Raw genomic sequence first — 18,349 nt, 5'->3', positions numbered from 1 at the left:
GCCGACAGGGCGGACGTGCGGTCACACCGCAAGAGCCCAGCTCAGCGCAGATCACGGCGCCTGTCGTTGATCATCGGCGCGGTCGTCGTCGTGCTCGTCGCCGGCGGCACCGCCTACGGCGTCAGCCGGCTCGTCAAAGCTTCCTGTAACGGCACCGTCACCGCGAAGATCGTCGCGTCGCCGAGCACGGCGCCGCTGCTGCAGTCCCTCGCCAAATCGTGGACGGACGGCGACCCGACCGTCGCGGGGCGTTGCGCCCGCGTCGAGATCGCCGGCCGGGAGACCGCCTCGATGGCGCAGGCCCTCGGCACCGACTGGGACACCAAGGCCGGCTCCCCGCCCGACGTGTGGGTGCCGGACTCCACCGCCTGGGTGCGCCGCGCGTCGACCGCGGCGATCGCCGAGCGGATGATGCCGGACCTGCAGCCGATGCTGGCCCGCACCCCGTCGGTCCTGGCGATGCCGAAGCCGATGGCGGAGGCGCTCGGCTGGCCCGGCGGCGAGCTGTCCTGGCAGGACGTCATCAACAAGGTCGCCGCCGACCCGCAGGGCTGGGCGAAGTACGGCAAGGGCGACTGGGGCAAGTTCAAGTTCGGGATGAGCGACCCGCTGCAGTCCACCGCCGGCCTGCTCGCCCTGATGGCGATCCTGGACGGCAACGACGACGGTGAGGTCACCGCCGAGGAGCAGGCCACCCTCGCCAAGCTCAAGCAGGAACGCGCCGTCTACACCGACACCACCGCGCAGCTGCTGGACGGCCTGGGCAAGGCCGACGACCAGGATCAGGCCGCCGCGTTGCAGTACATCTCGGCGTTCCCCGCCCTCGAGCAGGACGTCCTGGCGTACAACAAGACCAACCCGAAGGTCCCGCTGGTCGCGGTGTACCCGTCCAACGGCAGCGCCGACGCCGACAACCCGTACCTCGTCCTCGACGCGCCGTGGGCGGAGAAGGACAAGCAGGACGTGGCCCGGCTGTTCCTGGCGTACCTGCGCGGCCCGGACGGGCGCAAGGTGTTCCTCGACGCCGGGTTCCGTGACCCGAACCGCGACGCGGGCACCGCCATCAGCGGCAACAACGCGTTCAGCGCCAAGCTCAAGACGGTGCCGCGGGCGGTGCTGCTGCCCGAGTCGGTGAAGCAGTCGATGGACTCGTGGACGGCACTGACCCGGCCCACCAACGTCCTGATCGTGCTGGACATCTCCGGCTCGATGGCCGAGCAGGTCCCCGGCACCGGACGCAACCGCATGCAGCTGGCGAAGGACGCCGCCCGCGAGGCCGTGCAGCTCTTCGACGGCGACGTCGACGCCGGCCTGTGGGTCTTCTCCACCCGGCAGAACGGCCAGCAGGACTACAAGCAGCTCATCCCGATCGGCCGGGTCGGCGACCAGGTCAACGGCAAGCTCCGCCGGGACCAGATGGTCGCCGCGATCGACAAGCTCGCCCCGGTCGGCGACACCGGCCTGTACGACACCGCCGCCGCCGCGCAACAGGCGGTCGTGGACGCGTACAAGCCCGGCGCCACCAACCTGGTCGTGCTCATGACCGACGGCAAGAACGACGACCCCACCGGCGGCCTCACCCTCGACCAGCTGCGGCCCAAGCTCGAGGCGAACGCCACCAGCGACAAGAAGGTGCCGATCGTCACCGTCGGATACGGCAACGACGCCGACTTCGTGGCCCTGCAGGAGATCTCGCGGGTCAGCGGCGGCGCCCTGTACACCTCGAAGACCGCGTTCGACATCAACGAGGTGCTGCTCACGGCGATCTTCGGCAAGGTCTGATACACCGGCCCTGACCGCCGCCTCCCGCTCGTCGCGGGTCAGGCGGTCAGGGCCGCCTTGATCGGGGCGGTCTTCGCCGCGGCCTCGGCGACCTCGGCGGCCGGGTCGCTGTCCCAGACGATGCCGCCGCCCGCCCAGACGTGCGCGAGCCCGTCGGCGACCGCGACGGTGCGGATGGTCAGGCCCAGGTCGATGCGCAGCCGACCGTCGGGGCCGTGCCCGACCCAGCCGGCGGCGCCCATGCTCGGGCCGCGACCGACCGGCTCCAGGGCGCTCACCACGTCGATCGCGGCCAGCTTCGGGGCACCGGTCACCGAACCGCCCGGCCACACCGCGCCGAGCAGCGCGGCGAGGCCGACCCCGGGGGCGAGCTGGGCGCTGACGGTCGACTCGGCCTGCCACAGCCGGGACCAGCGGCGGATGGCGAAGAGCTCGTCGACACGGACGGTGCCGGTGCGGGCCACCCGGCCGAGGTCGTTGCGCTCCAGGTCGACGATCATGATGTGCTCGGCGCGTTCCTTGATGGACGCCAGCAGGTCGGTGCGGCCCTGCTCGGTCGCGGGCCGGGTGCCCTTGATCGGGCGCGTCACCGCCCGCCCGCCGGTGACCTCGACGAGCGTCTCCGGCGACGCACACGCGATCCACCAGGCCGGGGTCTCCCGGGTGCCACCACCGCACAGCACGCCGCCGTAGCGGGCACCCGGGAGGGCCGCGACCCGGCCCAGGGCGGCCCGCGGGTCACCGGCGAACGGGGCACTCGCGTGGCCAACGACGTTGGCCTGGTAGACGTCGCCGCGGGCGATCGCGTCGCGGACCGCCTCGACCGCGGCCCCGTGCTCGGCGGCGCTCCAGCTCGGCGCCCACGGACCCACCGTCCCACCGGCCCGCGCAGTGCGCGGCGCTTGCGCACCGGAGCCGGGGGGCGCCGGTGCGTGGCCGTAGACGACCGCGACGAGGTCCGGCACCGTCGGCGCCGGGGACGCGACCCGCGACGGCGGCGCGAGCAGCACCGCGGCACCGCACACCGTGTCCGTCACGGTGTGTGATCGCGAGACATCGTTGACGGGAAGTCCGGCGGCGGCGAGGAACGCCTCGAGGATCGACAGCGGATCACCGCCGTCGCGGGAATGCCACTCGAGCCGGGAACGCTCCCATACGTGTGGCATGCACGACGGGACGGACCCGGGAGGATGAAGATCCACCGACCCGGGCCGATACCCGACGACCGGTCCTAATGTGCTCATACGAATGGCGGATTATCCCCAAGTTGTGTCGCAACGTGTTCGGAATCAAGTCGTTGGCCGTAGTAGCGTGCATCCCTGGTCATGTGAACAACCACACAGGCCTCAACTGAACCTCTCAATCGGAGACCCCCGATGCTCTGCCAGCACCAACCATCGTGTCCCTCAGCCGCCGACTCCGACCACGAAGCCGCCAGGATCACGGCCGCGCACCCCGAACAGGGGTGGAGCCTCCTGTGCAACGGAGTGATCGTCTTCGAGGACACCGGAGAGCTTCTCCCCGACTGCAGCGTGATCGAACCGCACCGCGGCCCGGCCATGCATGTCCTGGTCCGAGCCGCCTGATTCGTCACCCTCAGTAGTCAATCACTCCTCGTAAGCTGACGCCGGCGGGCAGGAGCACACCAGGTTCCGGTCGCCGTAGCTGTCGTCGATCCGCCGCACCGGTGGCCAGTACTTCGCCACCGACACGCCGGCCGGATACGCGGCAAGCGACCTCGGGTAGGCGTGCTCCCACTCGTCGGCGATGACGGCCGCGGCCGTGTGCGGCGCATTGCCCAGCGGGTTGTCCCCGGCGGGCCACTCGCCGGCCGCGACCCGGTCGATCTCCGCACGGATCGCGATCATCGCGTCACAGAACCGGTCCAGCTCCGCCAGGTCCTCGCTCTCGGTCGGCTCGACCATCAGCGTGCCGGTCACCGGGAACGACATCGTCGGGGCGTGGAAGCCGTAGTCGATGAGCCGCTTCGCCACGTCCGCGACGCTCACCCCGGTCGCCTTCGTGATCGTGCGCAGATCCAGGATGCACTCGTGCGCGACGAGGCCCTCGCTGCCGCTGTACAGCACCGGGTAGTGCTCCCGCAGCCGCGCCGCCACGTAGTTCGCCGCCAGCACCGCCGTCGCCGTCGCCCTGGTCAGGCCGTCGGGACCCATCAGCCGCAGGTACGCCCACGGGATCGGCAGGATCCCCGCCGAACCCCACGGCGCCGCCGACACCGGACCGACCGGCGCCTGCGGGTCGAGGATCGGGTGCGACGGCAGGAACGCCGCCAGGTGCGCGCGGACCGCCACCGGGCCGACGCCGGGACCGCCACCGCCGTGCGGGATGCAGAACGTCTTGTGCAGGTTCAGGTGCGACACGTCCGCCCCGAACTGCCCCGGCTTGGCGTAGCCGAGCAGCGCGTTGAGGTTCGCACCGTCCACATACACCTGGCCACCCGCCTCGTGCACCTTCGCGCACAGGTCGGAGATGCCCGTCTCGTACACCCCGTGCGTCGACGGATACGTGACCATGATCGCGGCCAGCCGGTCCCGGTGCAGCTCGATCTTCGCCTCGAGGTCACCGAGGTCCACGTTGCCCAGCTCGTCACACGCCACGACGGCCACCCGCATACCGGCCATCACGGCGCTGGCCGCGTTCGTGCCGTGCGCGCTGGACGGGATGAGACACATGTCCCGCTCGGTGTCGCCCCGCGAGTGGTGATACGCGCGGATCGCCAGCAACCCCGCCAGCTCCCCCTGCGAGCCGGCGTTCGGCTGCAGCGACACCGCGTCGTAGCCGGTCACCTCCGCCAGCCACCGCTCCAGGTCGCCGATCAGCTTCCGGTACCCCTGCGTCTGCGACGCCGGCGCGAACGGGTGCACGTTGGCGAACTCGGGCCAGGTGATCGGCTCCATCTCCACGGTCGCGTTGAGCTTCATCGTGCACGACCCGAGCGGGATCATCCCCCGGTCCAGCGCGTAGTCCATGTCCGACAGGCGCTTGAGGTATCGCAGCATCGCCGTCTCCGAGCGGTGCGTGCCGAACACCGGGTGCGACAGGTAGTCGCTGGTGCGCCGCAGCTCGGCCGGCACCACGTCGGCGGTGTCCAGCTCCGTCACGTCGACGTGCGACAGCCCGAACGCCGCCAGCACGTCGCGCAGGTGACCGAACGTCGTCGTCTCGTCGCACGCGATCCCGACCCGGTCGGCGTCCACCTGCCGCAGGTTGATCCCCCGGTCCGCGGCGGCCCGCGTCACCTGCTCCGCCCGGCCCGGCACGACCGCCGTCACCGTGTCGAAGAAGGCCTCGTGCTCCGTGGTGACCCCACCGGCCCGCAGCCCCGCCGCCAGCCGCACCGCCATGTCGTGCGTGCGCGAGGCGATCCCCCGCAGCCCGTCCGGACCGTGATACACCGCATACATGCTGGCCGTCACGGCGAGCAGGACCTGCGCGGTGCAGATGTTGCTGGTCGCCTTCTCCCGCCGGATGTGCTGCTCACGGGTCTGCAGCGCCAGCCGGTAGGCCGGGGCGCCGTCCGCGTCCTTCGACACCCCGACCAGCCGGCCGGGCAGCGTGCGCTCCAGGCCCTTGCGGACCGACATGTATCCGGCGTGCGGTCCGCCGAAGCCCATCGGCACCCCGAACCGCTGGGCGCTGCCGACCGCGACGTCCGCGCCGAACGCACCCGGCTCACGCAGCAGGCACAGCGCGAGCAGGTCCGCGGCGAACGTGACGATCGCGCCCTTCTCGTGCGCTTCCGCCGTCAGCTGCTCGTAGTCGCGGACCGCGCCGGACGCGCCCGGGTACTGCAGGTGGATGCCGAAGAACTCCTCCGGCAGGTTGTCCGTGCTGAGGTCGACGGTCTCCACGGTGATCTTCAGCGGCTCGGCCCGAGTCCGGATCACCGCGAGGGTCTGCGGCAGGACGTCCTTGTCCACGACGTAGACGTCGGCCTTGACCTTCGACGACCGGCGGGCGAGGGTCATCGCCTCGGCGGCCGCGGTCGCCTCGTCCAGCAGCGACGCCCCCGCGACCGCCAGGCCGGTCAGGTCCGTGATCACCGTCTGGAAGTTCAGCAGCGCCTCGAGCCGCCCCTGGCTGATCTCCGGCTGGTACGGCGTGTAGGCCGTGTACCACGACGGGTCCTCGAGCACGTTGCGCAGGATGACCGGCGGCGTGTGGGTGCCGTAGTAGCCGAGGCCGATCATGCTGACCAGGGTGCGGTTGGCCGACGCCAGAGCCCGCAGCTCCCCCAGCACCTCGGCCTCGGACGCCGCGAGGGGCAGCGCGAGCGGCTGGTGCCAGCGGATGGAGCCGGGAATGGCGGCCGTCATCAACGCCTCGACCGAGTCATACCCGACGGTCTTGAGCATCCGGGACTGCTCGTCCGGGGATGGTCCGATGTGCCGGCTGGCAAAATTGGTCATTGGCCACACTCTTTCGGATCCGGGGTCGGGGGTGCGCGCGTCCCTCCCCCTCTGTCGTGTGGCCTCCAGAGGTGCCAACCCGTCGCGGTCCTTCTGCCTGAGAGGTTCCGGGGAGGATTTGCCCCTTCGGCGCCGTCCTGGGTGCAGACGGTCTCTCCCGCGCGGGTATTGCCGGCGTGCCCAATCTACCAAGTACCGCGAACATGACCATGGTCGCTCCCCGTGTGCGACGCCACAGCCGCTAGTGCGTCCTAGGAAGCTAGGTTATGATTCAGGGGCGGCAGCGGGCGGAGTTCGCGTCCACCATCAGCAGCGAGCTGTCGACCGCCTCGAAGTCCTTGCCGGAGAGGCCTTTCAAGGCGTTGAGCTGGTCGTTCTTCCACCGGTCGTCCTGGGTGCCGGAGAAGAACCATGCAGATCCGTTGTCGGAGAGGATCGCGCCGTACTGCTTGAGCGCCTGCGCCACCACGCGGGCCTGAGGGGGGAACTTGGAGATGTCGACGGAAGCCTTCAGGCGGAAACGGGCGCCCATCGGGGGCAGCGCCGCGTCGGTGGCCGACGAGGCGGCGTGGCGGGCCGGCCAGACATAGGCCTTCTTCGTGCGGGGCGCGGTGAAGCGGATCGCGTGGTCGATCCGGCCGGCCACGACCTCCTCGGCGCGTGGCAGCCCGGCGAGGATCGACAGCCCGGCCGCGTCCGCCGACGTCCAGCCCGCCTTGCGCAGGTCGTTGCGGCGCAGGTCGAACACGGCACCTGAGCCGGCCTTCCAGGAGCCGTCCGCGTTCGGGTGGGCGTCGAACAGTTCGTATGCCTTGCACGCCGCGGTGTCGTGGACGATGACGTGCCGGTCGCCGTCGGCGTTCGGGCCGCCTTCGACGCGGGCGTTGCGCGGGATCGGGTAGGGGCCCTTGTCGCTCTCGTCGGCGTACTCGAAGGTGACCTTGACCGTGGCCTGCCCCGCGCCGACGGTCGTGACCGGGATACCGAACGGCGCGCCGTCGATGAGCCCGGCACCGAAGTCGGGATGCGCGTGCGCGGACGACCCGATGCTGGCCACCCAGGCCGCCGAGTCCCGGTGCACGGGCAGCTTCGACACGTCGGCGTGCCAGACGTTGTCGGCCGGGAAGATCGAGCAGGCGCCCTGAGCGGCGCCGCCTGACGCCGATGGGCCGGACGACCCAGGCGAGGCGCCCGGCGACAGGCCCTGCGCGCCGGACTCGGCCGACGCGCCCGACGCGCCCGACGGGCCCGTGGCCTTGGCGGCGTCGGCACCTCCGGACGAGCTGCAACCGCTCACCGTCACCGCAACCATCACCATGACCGCCAGCGCGGCACTGCGCCTCATGATCCTCCTCGGGTCGGCCCCCGATCCTCACGGACCAGCCGGGACGATACCCGGACCCGCTGTCCGACTCATGAGCGAGGCCACCCGCCCTCGCCCGGGTACCCGCTGGTTGACCTGCGCCTAGCAGGTGTTACCTGGCCGCGTGTTCAAGTCTGTCGGGTGGTCAGGGTCTGGTGGGCGGCGAGCGCAGCCCATGCCTCGGCACGGCGGTGGAGGTCGGGGATGGCGTCGGTGGCGGCAAGGGCCCTGCGGCGAAGTGCGGCCGATAGGCAGGGTGCCAGCACGACCAGGCCCTCGGTGCGCCATTCTTGGCGGGCGACGGTGAGCATCTCGGTGAGGATCTGGTCCAGGTGCGTGTCGGCGCCCACATGAGCGAGCCAGCACAGTAGTCGCACACGCCAGCGTTCGCTGTCGAGCTCGGCGATCGCGACGAGCACGTCGGCTGCCGTCGTTGTCCGCAGCGGTTCGGGCAGGTGCGGGATCAGGTCGATCAACCAGATCGCGCGACTTTCCGGGTCGGTGACGGCGCCGACCGCACGTGCCACCTCCGTCAACGTGTCGATGGGCAGAAACGCGGCAAGGCCGACCACGGCGGCACCGGCCAGGTCCATGCCGTCGACGGTGTGGACAGCGTCGCGCAGCACGGTGGCCCGTTGCTCGCCGTGCAGGTGCGGGAGCAGGGCTCCCCAGGTCTCGAGCCGCTCTTCATCGGGGAGCCCGGCCGTCATGGCCAGCGCCGTGTCGAGCAGTGCGGGCGGCAGGTGCGGGGCGAGGATGCCGACCAGGCGGGGCCGGTCGTGCGGTGGCAGGTCCGCGACGAGGGCCAGCGCCTCGCGGAGCAGGGTGGTCCGTTGCGCTGCGGGAAGGTGCCGGGCCAGGGCGGCGGACGCCTCGACACGGCGGGGCAGGCGATCAATCGCGGCGACGGCTGCGACGGCATCGGACCGCACGGCCGGGCGTTGTCCCGGCGGCACGTGTGGCAGGGCCGCGGCCAGCGTGGTGGCCAGCCAGTATTGGTCGGTGAATGCCGTGACTGCAGGGACCGCCACGCCGAGAAGGTCGCCGGGCACACAGGGCAACAGGTGCTTCAGCGCCCATGCCCGGTACGGCTCGCCACCGATGGCGGCGGCCACGGTCAGCGCTTCGCCGATGAGCTGCGGCGGCAGGAACGGGGCGACGTCGGCGAGGGCGTTGGCCTGGACCTCATCGCGCTGGTGTTGGACGGTGGGGGCACCCTCGGCGGCGGCAATCCCGCGGGGATCGGTGGGCATCGGGTCCGGCAGACGCCGGTACAGCGCGGCGCTGCGATCACGGAGACTGTCAGGGTTCAGTGCGTGAGCAAGCGCCTGCTGCGGGGTCCAGAAACCGGCGGCCACGAGAAGACCCAACAGCTCGGCCGGCACCCGGCCGGTGAGGGGCCCGACATTCCGGGCCACGACACCGTCGTCAAACACGATGGTGGTCACGGGGGTGTCCGGGGGCGCAGGTGGTGGCGGACGCGGGCGGCCTGGCGGGTGAGGTGGTCGCGTTCCGGGAGGCTGGGGGCGGCGTGGGAGGCCTCGGCGTAGAGGTCGGCGGCGCGGGCCAGGTCGCCGGCGCGTTCGTGCAGGTGGGCCGACACGGCCGTGAAGCGGGGCACGGACGGATCCACGGCCGCCAGGGCCGCCAGGCCCGCCTGTGCGCCGTCGGCCTCGCCGAGGGCCACCGCGCGGTTGAGGCGCACGACGGGGCTGCCGGTCAGGGTGAGCAGCTCGTCGTACCACTCCACGATCTGCACCCAGTCGGTCTCCTCGGCCGAGCACGCGTCGGCGTGCAGGGCGGCGATCGCGGCCTGCGCCTGGTATTCGCCCAGGCGGTCGCGGGCCAGGGCGGTCTGCAGGATCGTCACGCCCTCCGCGATGAGGGTGGTGTCCCAGCGTGAGCGGTCCTGTGCGGCGAGGGGCACGAGGCGGCCGCCGGGGTCGGTCCGGGAGGCGCGGCGGGCGTGTTGCAGCAGCATGAGGGCGAGCAGCCCGGCGACCTCGGGCTCGTCGGTGAGCGTGGTCAGCTGCCGGGCGAGCCGGATCGCCTCGGCGGCCAGGTCGACGTCGCCGCTGTAGCCCTCGTTGAAGACGAGGTACAGGACCCGCAGCACCGTGCCGAGGTCGCCGGGCTGGTCGAGCGGCTGGCCCGCGAGACGCTTCTTGGCGCGGCTGATGCGCTGGGCCATGGTCGCCTCGGGGACCAGGTACGCCGCGGCGATCTGCCGGGTGGTCAGGCCGCCGACGGCGCGCAGGGTCAGGGCGACCGCGGCGGCGGGTGGCAGGGTGGGGTGCGCGCACAGGAAGTACAGGCGCAGCGTGTCGTCCGTGGCGAGGGCCGGGCCGTCCGGGGCGAGCGCGTCCACGGCGAGCTCACGGCCGCGGCGGGACGCCTCAGCGCGCACTTCGTCGAGGTGTTTGCGCCAGGCGACCGCGACCAGCCAGGCCTTCGCGTCGCGGGGTGGATCGTCCGGCCAGGTCGACAGGGCCTTGATGAGGGCCTCCTGCACGGCGTCCTCGGCCGACGCGAAGTCCGCTCCGCGCCGGACGAGGACACCGATCACCGCGGGCACCAGGTCCCGCAGCAGGGATACGTTCACTCCGGGTCCGTCAACGACATGGTGAGCAGGGGCCGGACCTCCAGCCACTCCTGGATCGGCCGGCCGCCGGGGCCGGGGGCGGCGGACAGTTCGCCGGCCAGTTCGACGGCGCGGTCCCAGGACTCCACGTCGATGACCATCCAGCCGGCGATGAGGTCCTTGGTCTCGACGAACGGGCCGTCGGTCACCGGCGGGCGGCCCTCGCCGTCGGACCGGATGAACGCGCCCTCGGGCGAGAGGGCACGTTCGTCGACGAGCTCGCCGGTCTCCTGCAGTCGGACCGCGAAGTCGCGCATGTACTGCACGTGCGCGTCGACCTCCTCCGGCGTCCACTGGTCCATCGGCGCGTAGTCGTGCGCCGGCTTCGGACCGCCCCGGTAGTGCTTCAGCAGCAGGTACTTCATGGTCGCTCTCCTCCGGAAGGCCGCAAGAACGCGGCGTTGCACCCCTGGGACGGAGCCGCCGCCGCCTTCTCGACACACAGGCCTGCCTGAACTGAAAAATATCAGCGTGCGGCGACCAGGCCGTAGGAGGACGGGGTCACGTTCGGGAACACGTCGCCCAGGGCGCCGAGACCGCAGCGGCGCTGCAGGATCTCGCCGATGACGGAGCGGTAGTCGGTGGTGGCGGCCAGGTCTCCGGCGGCCAGCTTCGCCGGGGCGAGGCCGGGCCAGGTGCCGTGGACACGGCCGCCGCGGACGCCGCCGCCGAGCAGGAGCATGGCGTTGCCGTTGCCGTGGTCGACGCCGCGGGAGCCGTTCTCCGCGACGCGCCGGCCGAACTCGCTCAACGTCACCAGGGTGACCCGGTTGAACGCGGCGCCGAGGTCGGTCGCGAACGCCTCCAGGGCCAGGGCGAGCTCGTTGAGGTGGTCGTGCATCCGCTGGCCCTTGACGGCGGTGCCGAGGCCCTCGTGCATGTCCCAGTCGCCGAAGTCGACCGTTGCGGCCATCAGCCCGACGTTGGCCTTGACCAGGCGGGCGACGTCGCGCAGGGCCTTGCCGAGCGCGGTGTTCGGGTAGGTGGCCGCCGGGGTGTACGCGCCGAGGGCCGCGACGGTGCCGAGGGTGCCGTTGACGGCGCGGGCCGGGTCGGCCAGGACCGCCGGGGCACCGTCGAAGAGCTTCGCGAGGGTCGCCGCCATCGGGGTCTTCGCGTCGTTGCCGGCGAGCTTGAAGGTGTCCACGGCGGCCATCGACACGTCGGGGGCCGGCCCGGCGAACAGCCGCGCGGGGCTGGTGGCGCCCATCGCGACCCCGGCGGTCGGGGCGGTGGCACCGGCGACGCCGAGCATCCGGTCCAGCCAGCCGGTGCGCACGGACGTGCCGGCGGCGGCGCGCTCGAGGTCCTCCATCGCCTGGAAGTGCGAGCGGGACGGGTTGGGCTGGCCGACGGCGTGGACCGCGCCGAACGTGCCGGCGGTCCAGCGGGCCAGCAGCGGCGCGAACGCCGGGTTGAGCCCGAAGGTGCCGTCCCCGGCGATGACCGACGCCTTCGGCACGGCGATCGTGGGGCGGGCGGTGTAGTAGTCGGGGTCACCGATCGGCACGACGGCGGACAGCCCGTCGAAGCCGCCGCGCAGGGACAGCACGACGATGGTGTCGCCGGTGTACGGGGTGCCGGCGAACGCCAGCCGGGTGGCGAGTCCCTCGCCGACGAGCCCGGTGAGGGCCGCGCCGGCACCGATGGCGGCGGCCCGGCCGAGCAGCCCCCGGCGGGACAGACCGGTCGTGTCGGGCGTGCAGCAGGAGGAAGGCAGCGTCGAGGAAGGCAGCGTCACAGCGGTCACCTGGCCAGGAAGTAGGGCGAGTCGAGGATGAGGGCGATGAGGTGCGGCAGCCGGCCGGTGACGGCGGCGTCGGTGGCCTTCAGCGGGCTCGCCGCCGTCTTGCCGACGAAACCCAGCAGCGCCGCGCTGTGCACCGGCTGCAGGGGCATGCCGACGAGCCGGGTCGCGAGGGCGTCGATGAAGGCGCCGTGCGTGGCCGGCAGCGACGGCACCAGCGACGCGAGCATGGACGCGGGGCGCACGAGGGGTTTCGGGTACCAGCCGGCGGCGAGGTTCAGGTGCGCGTTCCAGCGCACGAGCAGGCTGGACGGCGCGGTCCAGGCGGCGGCGACGTCGGGGTAGCCGTTCGGCGGGGCCCACCGCATCGGCGCGTGGCCGGCGTCGACGAGGTAGTTGTAGAGGCCGCGGACGCCGTCGGTGCCGGTCGCCTCGGGTTGCAGGCCGAGGATCCGGACGGTGGCGGCGAGGTCCTCGAACGGGGTGCGGACCTTCGCCCCGATGGCGGCGGCGAACTCCGGGGACGTGAACAACGCCCGCAGGACCGGGCCGATCGCCGACTTCTGCTGGACGTACACCTGCTGCAGCCGGGAGACGAGCGCGGCCGGTGGGTCGTCGGAGACGAAGCGGACGCAGAGCTTGCGGGCGATGCGCTCCGCGGTCGCCGGGTGCTGGGCGAGCATCTCCACGAACGCGAGGGCCGCCGCCTCGCCGCCGCCGGCGGTGGCGTTGTCGTGCCGCCAGCCGAGGACGGTGACGGCGCCGGTCGCGTGCTGGGTGGCGTCGAACTTGTACAGGCCGGTGGTCTTGTCGACGGTGAGGCCGGTGAGCAGCCGGGCGGCATCCTTGACGTCGGCCTCGGTGTAGATGAGGCCGACGGTGTGCAGCTCCATCAGCTCGCGGGCGTAGTTCTCGTTGGGTTTGGCCCTGGTGGAGCTGCGGTTGTCCAGGTAGGACAGCATCGCCGGGGCGGTCGCGGTCGCCTTGAGCAGGTCGGCGAACCGGCCGAGGGCGTGCTTGCGGATGAGGCCGTCGTAGGCGGTGCGGCTGTCCCACACCTCGCCGTAGGGGCAGGTGACGTTGAGGTGGTTGGACCACACGTCGACCATCACCTCGAGCAGCTGCCGCTTGCTCCACGCGGCCCGCGCCACGGCGGCGGAGCCGAGCTGCTGCATCGCGTCCCACGCGCCGAACTTCAGCGTGCCGGCCTTGACCTTCGCGCGGATGCCGGCGATGTCGAGGCCGATCAGTGGGTACCGGGTGAGCAGCGCGTCGCACGCCGAGTCGTCGATGGTGGCCGGGGCCAGTTGCCGGTTGAGCCACGCGGCGGCGCCGATGTCGCGGATCTCGGCCTCGGCGGCCGGGTTCGGTCCGTAGGTGGCGCGGCGCAGCAGGTGCAGGACCGGGTCCTGGGGGGTGAAAGCGGTCACGCCGTCTCACGTCGACACGGTGGCGGCCGGTCTGACGAGGGTGCCCGTCGCGCTCCCCCACGGCACCTGGTCCGCACCACGCGCCCGCCGTGATCCGGAAGACCTCGACCACCCAGGGGTGCACAAGGCCTTCCGGATCATGAGTCAGGCGGCGCGGACGGCGGCAGTGAAGGCGGCGATCGACGGGTGCGCGCCGGTGCCGGCCCGGTAGGCGAAGCGGGTCCGGCGGCGGGTTCGCAACGGCGTCAGCACCACCCCGGCCGGCGCGACCGGCGCCGCACCCGGACCGGACGGCCCGACCGGCGCCGGATCGGACGGCGAGGACGGCGCCGCCGCCGCCGCGGCGGACGGCGAGGACGGCGGGCGCAGCGCGAGCTCCGGGACGACCGCGACGCCCTGGCCGGCGGCGACGAGGGTCAGCACGGTCACGAAGTCGTCGGCGTGGTGGCGGGCCCGGGGCAGGAACCCCTCCGCCTCGCACGCCCGGATCGTCATCGTGTGGCACAGCGTGCCGGGCCCGGCGAGGATCCACCGCTCGTCGCGGCAGGCGGCGAGGTCCAGGGGCCGGGTCGCGGCGAGGTACATCGTCTCGTCCAGCAGGGGCGCCGTCTCCAGGGCCGGGTCGGGGGCGATCGGGACCAGGTCGTAGTCGTGCACGAGCGCGACGTCGAGGGAGCCGTCGCGCAGCCGGGCCGGGACCAGCGCCGGGTCGAGCTCGTCGACGGTGAGGTCCAGGCCCGGGTGCTCGCGGGCGAGGGTGGCGAGCGCCGTGGGCAGCAGGGTCCGCATCGCGGTCGGGAACGCGCCGATGCGCAGCGGCCCGGTCAGGCCGGTGCGGGTCGCGGCGAGGGCGGCGGTGGCCCGTTCGAGGGCGGCGAAGACCTCCTCGGCGTGCGCGGCGAGGACCGCACCGGCGGGGGTCAGCGTGACACCGCGGCCGGTGCGGGCCAGCAGCGCCGCACCGGCCTCCCGCTCCAGGGCGGCGAGCTGCTGCGACACCGCCGACGGGGTGTAGTTGTGGGCGGCGGCGACGGCGGCGATGGTGCCGCGGTCGGCGAGGTCGCGCAGGAGGCGCAGCTTGCGGACGTCGAGCATCAGCTCAGCTTATGCTCGCCGCGACGAACGTGAACTGGACCTTCCGCTGCACCCCCTGCACGCTTGCTTGGCATGAAGGGAATTTTCGTACCGCTGGTGACACCGTTCGACGCCGACGGGACGGTGGCGCTCGACGCGCTGTCCGCCCTCGCCCGGGACGTCCTCGACGAGGGGGCGGCCGGACTGGTCGCGCTGGGCACGACCGGGGAGCCGGCCACGCTGAGCGACGCGGAGCGGGCCGCGGTCGTCGACGTCTGCCGCGACGCCTGCGCGCGGCACGGGGTGCCGCTACTGGTCGGGGTCGGCGGCAGCTCGACCGCCGGGACGGTCGCCGCGGTCCGTGAGGTCCGGGGTGACGCGGCGATGGTCGTCGTGCCGCCCTACACGCGACCGGGCGCGGCCGGGGTCCTCGCCCACCTGCGGGCCGTCGCCGCCGCGTCGCCGGTGCCGGTCGTGGTGTACCACGTGCCGTACCGCACCGGGCAGCCCCTGGACGTGGCGTCGCTGCTGGAGATCGCCGCGATCCCGGGCGTGGTGGGGATGAAGCTGTCCGACGGCGCGGTCAGCGGCGACACGGTCGCGTTCCTCGGCGGCCTGCCGGCCGCGTTCGCGGTCCTCGGCGGCGACGACACGGTGATCGCGCCACTGCTCGCGATCGGCGCGGCCGGCGGCATCCTGGCCTCCGCGCACGTGGCGACCGGTGCGTTCGTGGCCCTCGCCGAGGCGTGGCGCGACGGCGACGTGCCGCGCGGCCGGCGCCTGGGCACGGCGCTCGCGGCGGTGTCGGCGGCGCTGTTCGCCGAGCCGAACCCGGCCGTCATCAAGGCCGTCCTGCACGCGACCGGGCGGATCCCGACCCCGGACGTGCGGCTGCCGCTGCTGCCCGCCTCGGCGGCGGCAACCACCGCGGCGCTGCGGGCCCTCGACCGTGTCACGGCGGGCGCCACGACCGGGTGAACACCACGGGCGGACATCGATGCATCGTCACGGCACGATCACCCGCCGGCGTCATCGGCGCGCTTGCCCCACGGATTCACATACCGGACGGTTCGACCAGCTTGGCACGGTGGCACGTTCGGGGGATACCCGGTTGTTGAACAGCACGTACCGTCGAGTTGTCACCAAGCGTTAGCAACTGAGGGGGAACACCCATGAGCGACTTCGACACCGGCGCCGACTACGGCCACGTCGAGGCGGGTCAGGAGCACGAGTCGCTGGACCAGCTCCACCAGGTCGAGGGCAGCGAGAACAACTACGACTCGCAGTTCGGCGTCTTCGAGCAGGACCACGCCTCGGCCGAGTCCACCAGCTTCGACCAGGGCCACCACGTGGAGTACACCAACCCGTCGGGTGCGCACTACGAGGAGTCGGACTTCACCTCGTACGACCACAACGAGGCCGAGACCGACCACATCTTCGCCGCCGAGGGCTCCGAGTCCGCGAGCTCGTCGGAGTTCGGCCAGCTCGACGCGCTCCAGCACCAGCTGGACACGTCGTTCGCCTCCGCCACGGAGCTGCACACCGGTGGTGCCGGCGAGCTCGGCGTCGCCTCCAACTAAGCGCCTCCAACTAAGCACCTCCGTCTCAGCGCCTCACCCCGAAGCCGGTCAGCCCCGCAGCTGGCCGGCTTCGTCGTGATCCGGAAGACCTTGACCACCCAGGAGTACACAAGGTCTTCCGGATCACGGGACAGCGGCGCCGCTGATCCACTAGAGAGCCCTAGAAAGCCCTGGAAAAGCCCAGAAAGCGTTGGCCGGTGTACCGCGGGGAGGGCTGATCCAGCCGCGGACATCGGCCAACGCTCTACGAGGCGAGGCAGGCGGTGCCTCTGCGTCTCAGCTGCCGGGTCAGCAGCTGGACGCGAACCCGATCACGGCGACCGAGTTGCACGACACGTTGATCGGCATCTGGAAGGTGTTCGAGGACTGGTTGCCGTTGCCGAAACCGACGTTGTAGCCCGTGGTCCAGTTGCCGCCGTTGCTGTTGTACGCGTACGCGCCGCCGCCACCGTTGCTGCCGTTGCCGTTGCCGTACGAGTTGTTGTGGTAGTACGAGTTGTTGTCGTCGTACGAGTTGTTGTTGCCGTACGAGTTGCTGTTGGCGCTGTGCTTCTTGTGCTTCTTCTTCTTGTGGCTGGTGGCGTTCGCGTTGCCATTGCCGTTGCCGTTGGAGTTCCCGGCACCGCTCCAGCTGCCGCCGTCGCCGTTGTAGGCGTAGGCGCCACCGGAGCAGTTGGCGTTCGCGAAGCCGACGATCGCCACTGCGTTGCCGCAGATGTTCACCGGCACCTGGACCGTGGTCGAGGACTGGTTGCCGTTGCCGAACCCGACATTGGGCCCGCTGACCCAGTCGGCGTGGGCGGCGGTGCCGGTGAGCGCGAGGCCACCCAAGGACAGCGCGGCGATCTGCACCGACCGGATGAGCCAGCGATTCATGATGACGACCTTTCGACGAGTGATCGACGGTGAACGTCCGTCGCGACCCCCACTTAACCCGAAATGCGAGTCCTGGACGGATATTTCACGAAAAACAGTCACGCAATGCACCCGCAAGGTTACGTAATGTAGCCGGCTCCGGCGTGGCGCCAACGGGTCAGCGACACCCACCGATCTTCGCGATACTCGTGTCCATGCGCCCCGCCCGTCTCCCCGCAGCCGCGCTCGTCGCGGCGCTTGCCCTTGGTGGGCTGTCGGCGTGCTCGCCGCCCTCAGAACCCCTGCTCGCCGTCGGGCGCAACCCGGCCGGCCGCCCGATCCTGCACATCCAGGCGTGCCCCGGCGGCACCGTGCACGGCGTCTACCTGCGCGGGCCGGAACCGGCGCCGTCCGCCCCGCCGTCCGCCGTGACACCGGCGCCAGGCGGCACGGCACCCAGCACGGCTGGCGGGGCCAGCGGGTCGTGGCCGGCCGGATGGGCCGTCGGCGGGCCTGCGACCGGCGGCGCCCAGGGTGACATCTGGCGGGTCGCCAACGTCAGCGACACCGGCCAGGCGTGGACCATCGAGATCGGCACCACCCCGCAGGGCTGGCAGGACACACCGATCTGGGGACTGCCCCCCGGTCCGCCACACCTCTCGTCCACCGGCAGCTACACCGCCTACGTCAGCAGCGCCCAACCCGACATCACGTGGGTCGACTTCACCCTCGACGACCTGGACGGGCTCAAGGACGGCGAGGTGTGGACGCACAAGGGACACAGCCTCGACGAGCGGGCCATGACCCTCGAGGCGTTCCGCGAGCAGGCCACCGCCGCCTGCTGACCCGGGTCACCGGACGGCCCGGCGGCGGCGGCGCCACACGTACACCAGCGAAAACGACAACACGAGCAGCGCGGCCAGCACGATCGCCGGCGTCTCGTAGCGGTGCACGAAGGTCCGGACCCGCTCGAGGTTGCCGCCGGCGAAGGCGCCGACCGACACCCACAGCGCGGTCCACAGCGCACCGCCGATCGCGTCGCGGACCGCGTACTGGCGCCAGGGCAGGGCGATCGCACCGGCGATGAGGCCGTTGGTCTGGCGCAGGCCGTCGATGAACCGGGCCACGACGACGATGTTGCGGCCGCGGCGGGCGAAGAACTCCTCGGCGCGGGTGAGCCGCGGCTCGGTGAGACCCACCCGGCGGCCCCACCGCAGGATCACCGGGCGGCCGGCCCGGCGGCCGAGCCAGAACCCGAGGTTGTCGCCGGCGACGGCGGCGGCGAAGGTGATCACGACGACCAGCGGCAGGCTCATCGAGCCGTGCCCGGCGAGCACCGCGGCGGCCACCACCACGCTCACCGCCGGGGTGGGGATGCCGATCCCCTCCAGCAGCACGAGCAGGGCGAGGGCGGGATAGCCGTAGCGCTCCAGTTGTTCCACGGGAC

At 72.2% G+C, this 18,349-nt stretch carries 16 protein-coding genes and 1 riboswitch; of the genes, 5 read left to right on the top strand and 11 right to left on the bottom strand.

The features are described 5' to 3' along the window. The first annotated feature begins 66 nt into the window (after nt 1-66). The gene (locus Dsi01nite_RS33825; protein ID WP_203850391.1) at nt 67-1,782 is read left to right on the top strand and encodes a substrate-binding and VWA domain-containing protein; all 1,716 of its coding nucleotides are present in this window, start codon (nt 67-69) and stop codon (nt 1,780-1,782) included. 38 nt (nt 1,783-1,820) lie between these two features. Here Dsi01nite_RS33825 and Dsi01nite_RS33820 read toward each other — a convergent pair whose 3' ends face one another. Continuing rightward, nucleotides 1,821-3,026 carry a chorismate-binding protein gene (locus tag Dsi01nite_RS33820; protein ID WP_373318886.1) on the bottom strand — a complete coding sequence of 402 codons (1,206 nt, stop codon included), beginning with the start codon at nt 3,024-3,026 and terminating at the stop codon, nt 1,821-1,823. A gap of 132 nt (nt 3,027-3,158) precedes the next feature. Here Dsi01nite_RS33820 and Dsi01nite_RS33815 point away from each other — a divergent pair, with 132 nt between their 5' ends. Beyond that, the gene (locus tag Dsi01nite_RS33815) at nt 3,159-3,368 is read left to right on the top strand and encodes a DUF5999 family protein (RefSeq protein WP_203850389.1); all 210 of its coding nucleotides are present in this window, start codon (nt 3,159-3,161) and stop codon (nt 3,366-3,368) included. 21 nt (nt 3,369-3,389) lie between these two features. Here Dsi01nite_RS33815 and gcvP read toward each other — a convergent pair whose 3' ends face one another. The 8 genes from gcvP to Dsi01nite_RS33775 form a co-directional block, all read right to left on the bottom strand. After that, a complete protein-coding gene (gcvP, locus tag Dsi01nite_RS33810; protein WP_203850388.1) occupies nt 3,390-6,212 on the bottom strand; it encodes an aminomethyl-transferring glycine dehydrogenase in 2,823 nt (940 codons plus the stop codon). 75 nt (nt 6,213-6,287) lie between these two features. Next, nucleotides 6,288-6,382, bottom strand: a riboswitch (glycine riboswitch). A gap of 101 nt (nt 6,383-6,483) precedes the next feature. Next, the gene (locus tag Dsi01nite_RS33805; RefSeq protein WP_203850387.1) at nt 6,484-7,557 is read right to left on the bottom strand and encodes a hypothetical protein; all 1,074 of its coding nucleotides are present in this window, start codon (nt 7,555-7,557) and stop codon (nt 6,484-6,486) included. Nucleotides 7,558-7,703: 146 nt separating this feature from the next. Next, nucleotides 7,704-9,023: a hypothetical protein gene (locus Dsi01nite_RS33800; protein ID WP_203850386.1), complete on the bottom strand. Its 1,320-nt coding sequence runs from the start codon at nt 9,021-9,023 to the stop codon at nt 7,704-7,706. Beyond that, nucleotides 9,020-10,177, bottom strand: coding sequence for an RNA polymerase sigma factor (locus Dsi01nite_RS33795; protein WP_203850385.1), 1,158 nt, complete (start codon nt 10,175-10,177; stop codon nt 9,020-9,022). The genes Dsi01nite_RS33800 and Dsi01nite_RS33795 overlap by 4 nt, the downstream gene beginning before the upstream one ends. After that, nucleotides 10,174-10,581: a YciI family protein gene (locus Dsi01nite_RS33790; protein ID WP_203850384.1), complete on the bottom strand. Its 408-nt coding sequence runs from the start codon at nt 10,579-10,581 to the stop codon at nt 10,174-10,176. Before Dsi01nite_RS33790 ends, Dsi01nite_RS33795 begins: the two co-directional genes overlap by 4 nt. 101 nt (nt 10,582-10,682) lie before the next feature. After that, entirely contained in the window at nt 10,683-11,957 is a 1,275-nt protein-coding gene (locus Dsi01nite_RS33785) for a DUF1501 domain-containing protein (RefSeq protein ID WP_239136362.1), read from the bottom strand. Between the two features lie 5 nt (nt 11,958-11,962). Then, a complete protein-coding gene (locus tag Dsi01nite_RS33780; RefSeq protein WP_203850383.1) occupies nt 11,963-13,393 on the bottom strand; it encodes a DUF1800 domain-containing protein in 1,431 nt (476 codons plus the stop codon). Between the two features lie 144 nt (nt 13,394-13,537). Then, nucleotides 13,538-14,488 carry a LysR family transcriptional regulator gene (locus Dsi01nite_RS33775; RefSeq protein WP_203850382.1) on the bottom strand — a complete coding sequence of 317 codons (951 nt, stop codon included), beginning with the start codon at nt 14,486-14,488 and terminating at the stop codon, nt 13,538-13,540. Between the two features lie 72 nt (nt 14,489-14,560). On the opposite strand from Dsi01nite_RS33775, the gene Dsi01nite_RS33770 reads away from it, so the two are divergent. Continuing rightward, nucleotides 14,561-15,445 carry a dihydrodipicolinate synthase family protein gene (locus tag Dsi01nite_RS33770; protein ID WP_203850381.1) on the top strand — a complete coding sequence of 295 codons (885 nt, stop codon included), beginning with the start codon at nt 14,561-14,563 and terminating at the stop codon, nt 15,443-15,445. 194 nt (nt 15,446-15,639) lie between these two features. After that, a complete protein-coding gene (locus tag Dsi01nite_RS33765; RefSeq protein WP_203850380.1) occupies nt 15,640-16,047 on the top strand; it encodes a hypothetical protein in 408 nt (135 codons plus the stop codon). 288 nt (nt 16,048-16,335) lie between these two features. Here Dsi01nite_RS33765 and Dsi01nite_RS33760 read toward each other — a convergent pair whose 3' ends face one another. Next, on the bottom strand, nt 16,336-16,923 hold the full coding sequence (locus tag Dsi01nite_RS33760) for a chaplin family protein (protein WP_203850379.1): 588 nt from the start codon (nt 16,921-16,923) through the stop codon (nt 16,336-16,338). 194 nt (nt 16,924-17,117) lie between these two features. Here Dsi01nite_RS33760 and Dsi01nite_RS33755 point away from each other — a divergent pair, with 194 nt between their 5' ends. Then, nucleotides 17,118-17,747 carry a hypothetical protein gene (locus Dsi01nite_RS33755; protein ID WP_203850378.1) on the top strand — a complete coding sequence of 210 codons (630 nt, stop codon included), beginning with the start codon at nt 17,118-17,120 and terminating at the stop codon, nt 17,745-17,747. 6 nt (nt 17,748-17,753) lie between these two features. Here the strand turns inward: Dsi01nite_RS33755 and Dsi01nite_RS33750 are convergent, their stop codons facing one another. After that, nucleotides 17,754-18,344, bottom strand: a complete 591-nt coding sequence (locus Dsi01nite_RS33750) for a DedA family protein (protein WP_203850377.1) — start codon at nt 18,342-18,344, stop codon at nt 17,754-17,756. Nucleotides 18,345-18,349: the final 5 nt, after the last annotated feature.

The sequence above is a fragment of the Dactylosporangium siamense genome (genome assembly GCF_016862795.1).
Taxonomy (GTDB): Bacteria; Actinomycetota; Actinomycetes; order Mycobacteriales; family Micromonosporaceae; genus Dactylosporangium; species Dactylosporangium siamense.
The sequence above is the reverse complement of the archived record's forward strand: the minus strand, read 5'-3'. Positions and strand labels throughout refer to the sequence as shown.

Coding starts and splice junctions, on each gene's coding strand:
- Dsi01nite_RS33820 (WP_373318886.1), bottom strand. CDS start 3,026: ATGAGCACATTAGGACCGGTCGTCGGGTATCGGCCCGGGTCGGTGGAT.
- Dsi01nite_RS33815 (WP_203850389.1), top strand. CDS start 3,159: ATGCTCTGCCAGCACCAACCATCGTGTCCCTCAGCCGCCGACTCCGAC.
- gcvP (WP_203850388.1), bottom strand. CDS start 6,212: ATGACCAATTTTGCCAGCCGGCACATCGGACCATCCCCGGACGAGCAG.
- Dsi01nite_RS33805 (WP_203850387.1), bottom strand. CDS start 7,557: ATGAGGCGCAGTGCCGCGCTGGCGGTCATGGTGATGGTTGCGGTGACG.
- Dsi01nite_RS33790 (WP_203850384.1), bottom strand. CDS start 10,581: ATGAAGTACCTGCTGCTGAAGCACTACCGGGGCGGTCCGAAGCCGGCG.
- Dsi01nite_RS33775 (WP_203850382.1), bottom strand. CDS start 14,488: ATGCTCGACGTCCGCAAGCTGCGCCTCCTGCGCGACCTCGCCGACCGC.
- Dsi01nite_RS33770 (WP_203850381.1), top strand. CDS start 14,561: ATGAAGGGAATTTTCGTACCGCTGGTGACACCGTTCGACGCCGACGGG.
- Dsi01nite_RS33765 (WP_203850380.1), top strand. CDS start 15,640: ATGAGCGACTTCGACACCGGCGCCGACTACGGCCACGTCGAGGCGGGT.
- Dsi01nite_RS33760 (WP_203850379.1), bottom strand. CDS start 16,923: ATGAATCGCTGGCTCATCCGGTCGGTGCAGATCGCCGCGCTGTCCTTG.
- Dsi01nite_RS33755 (WP_203850378.1), top strand. CDS start 17,118: ATGCGCCCCGCCCGTCTCCCCGCAGCCGCGCTCGTCGCGGCGCTTGCC.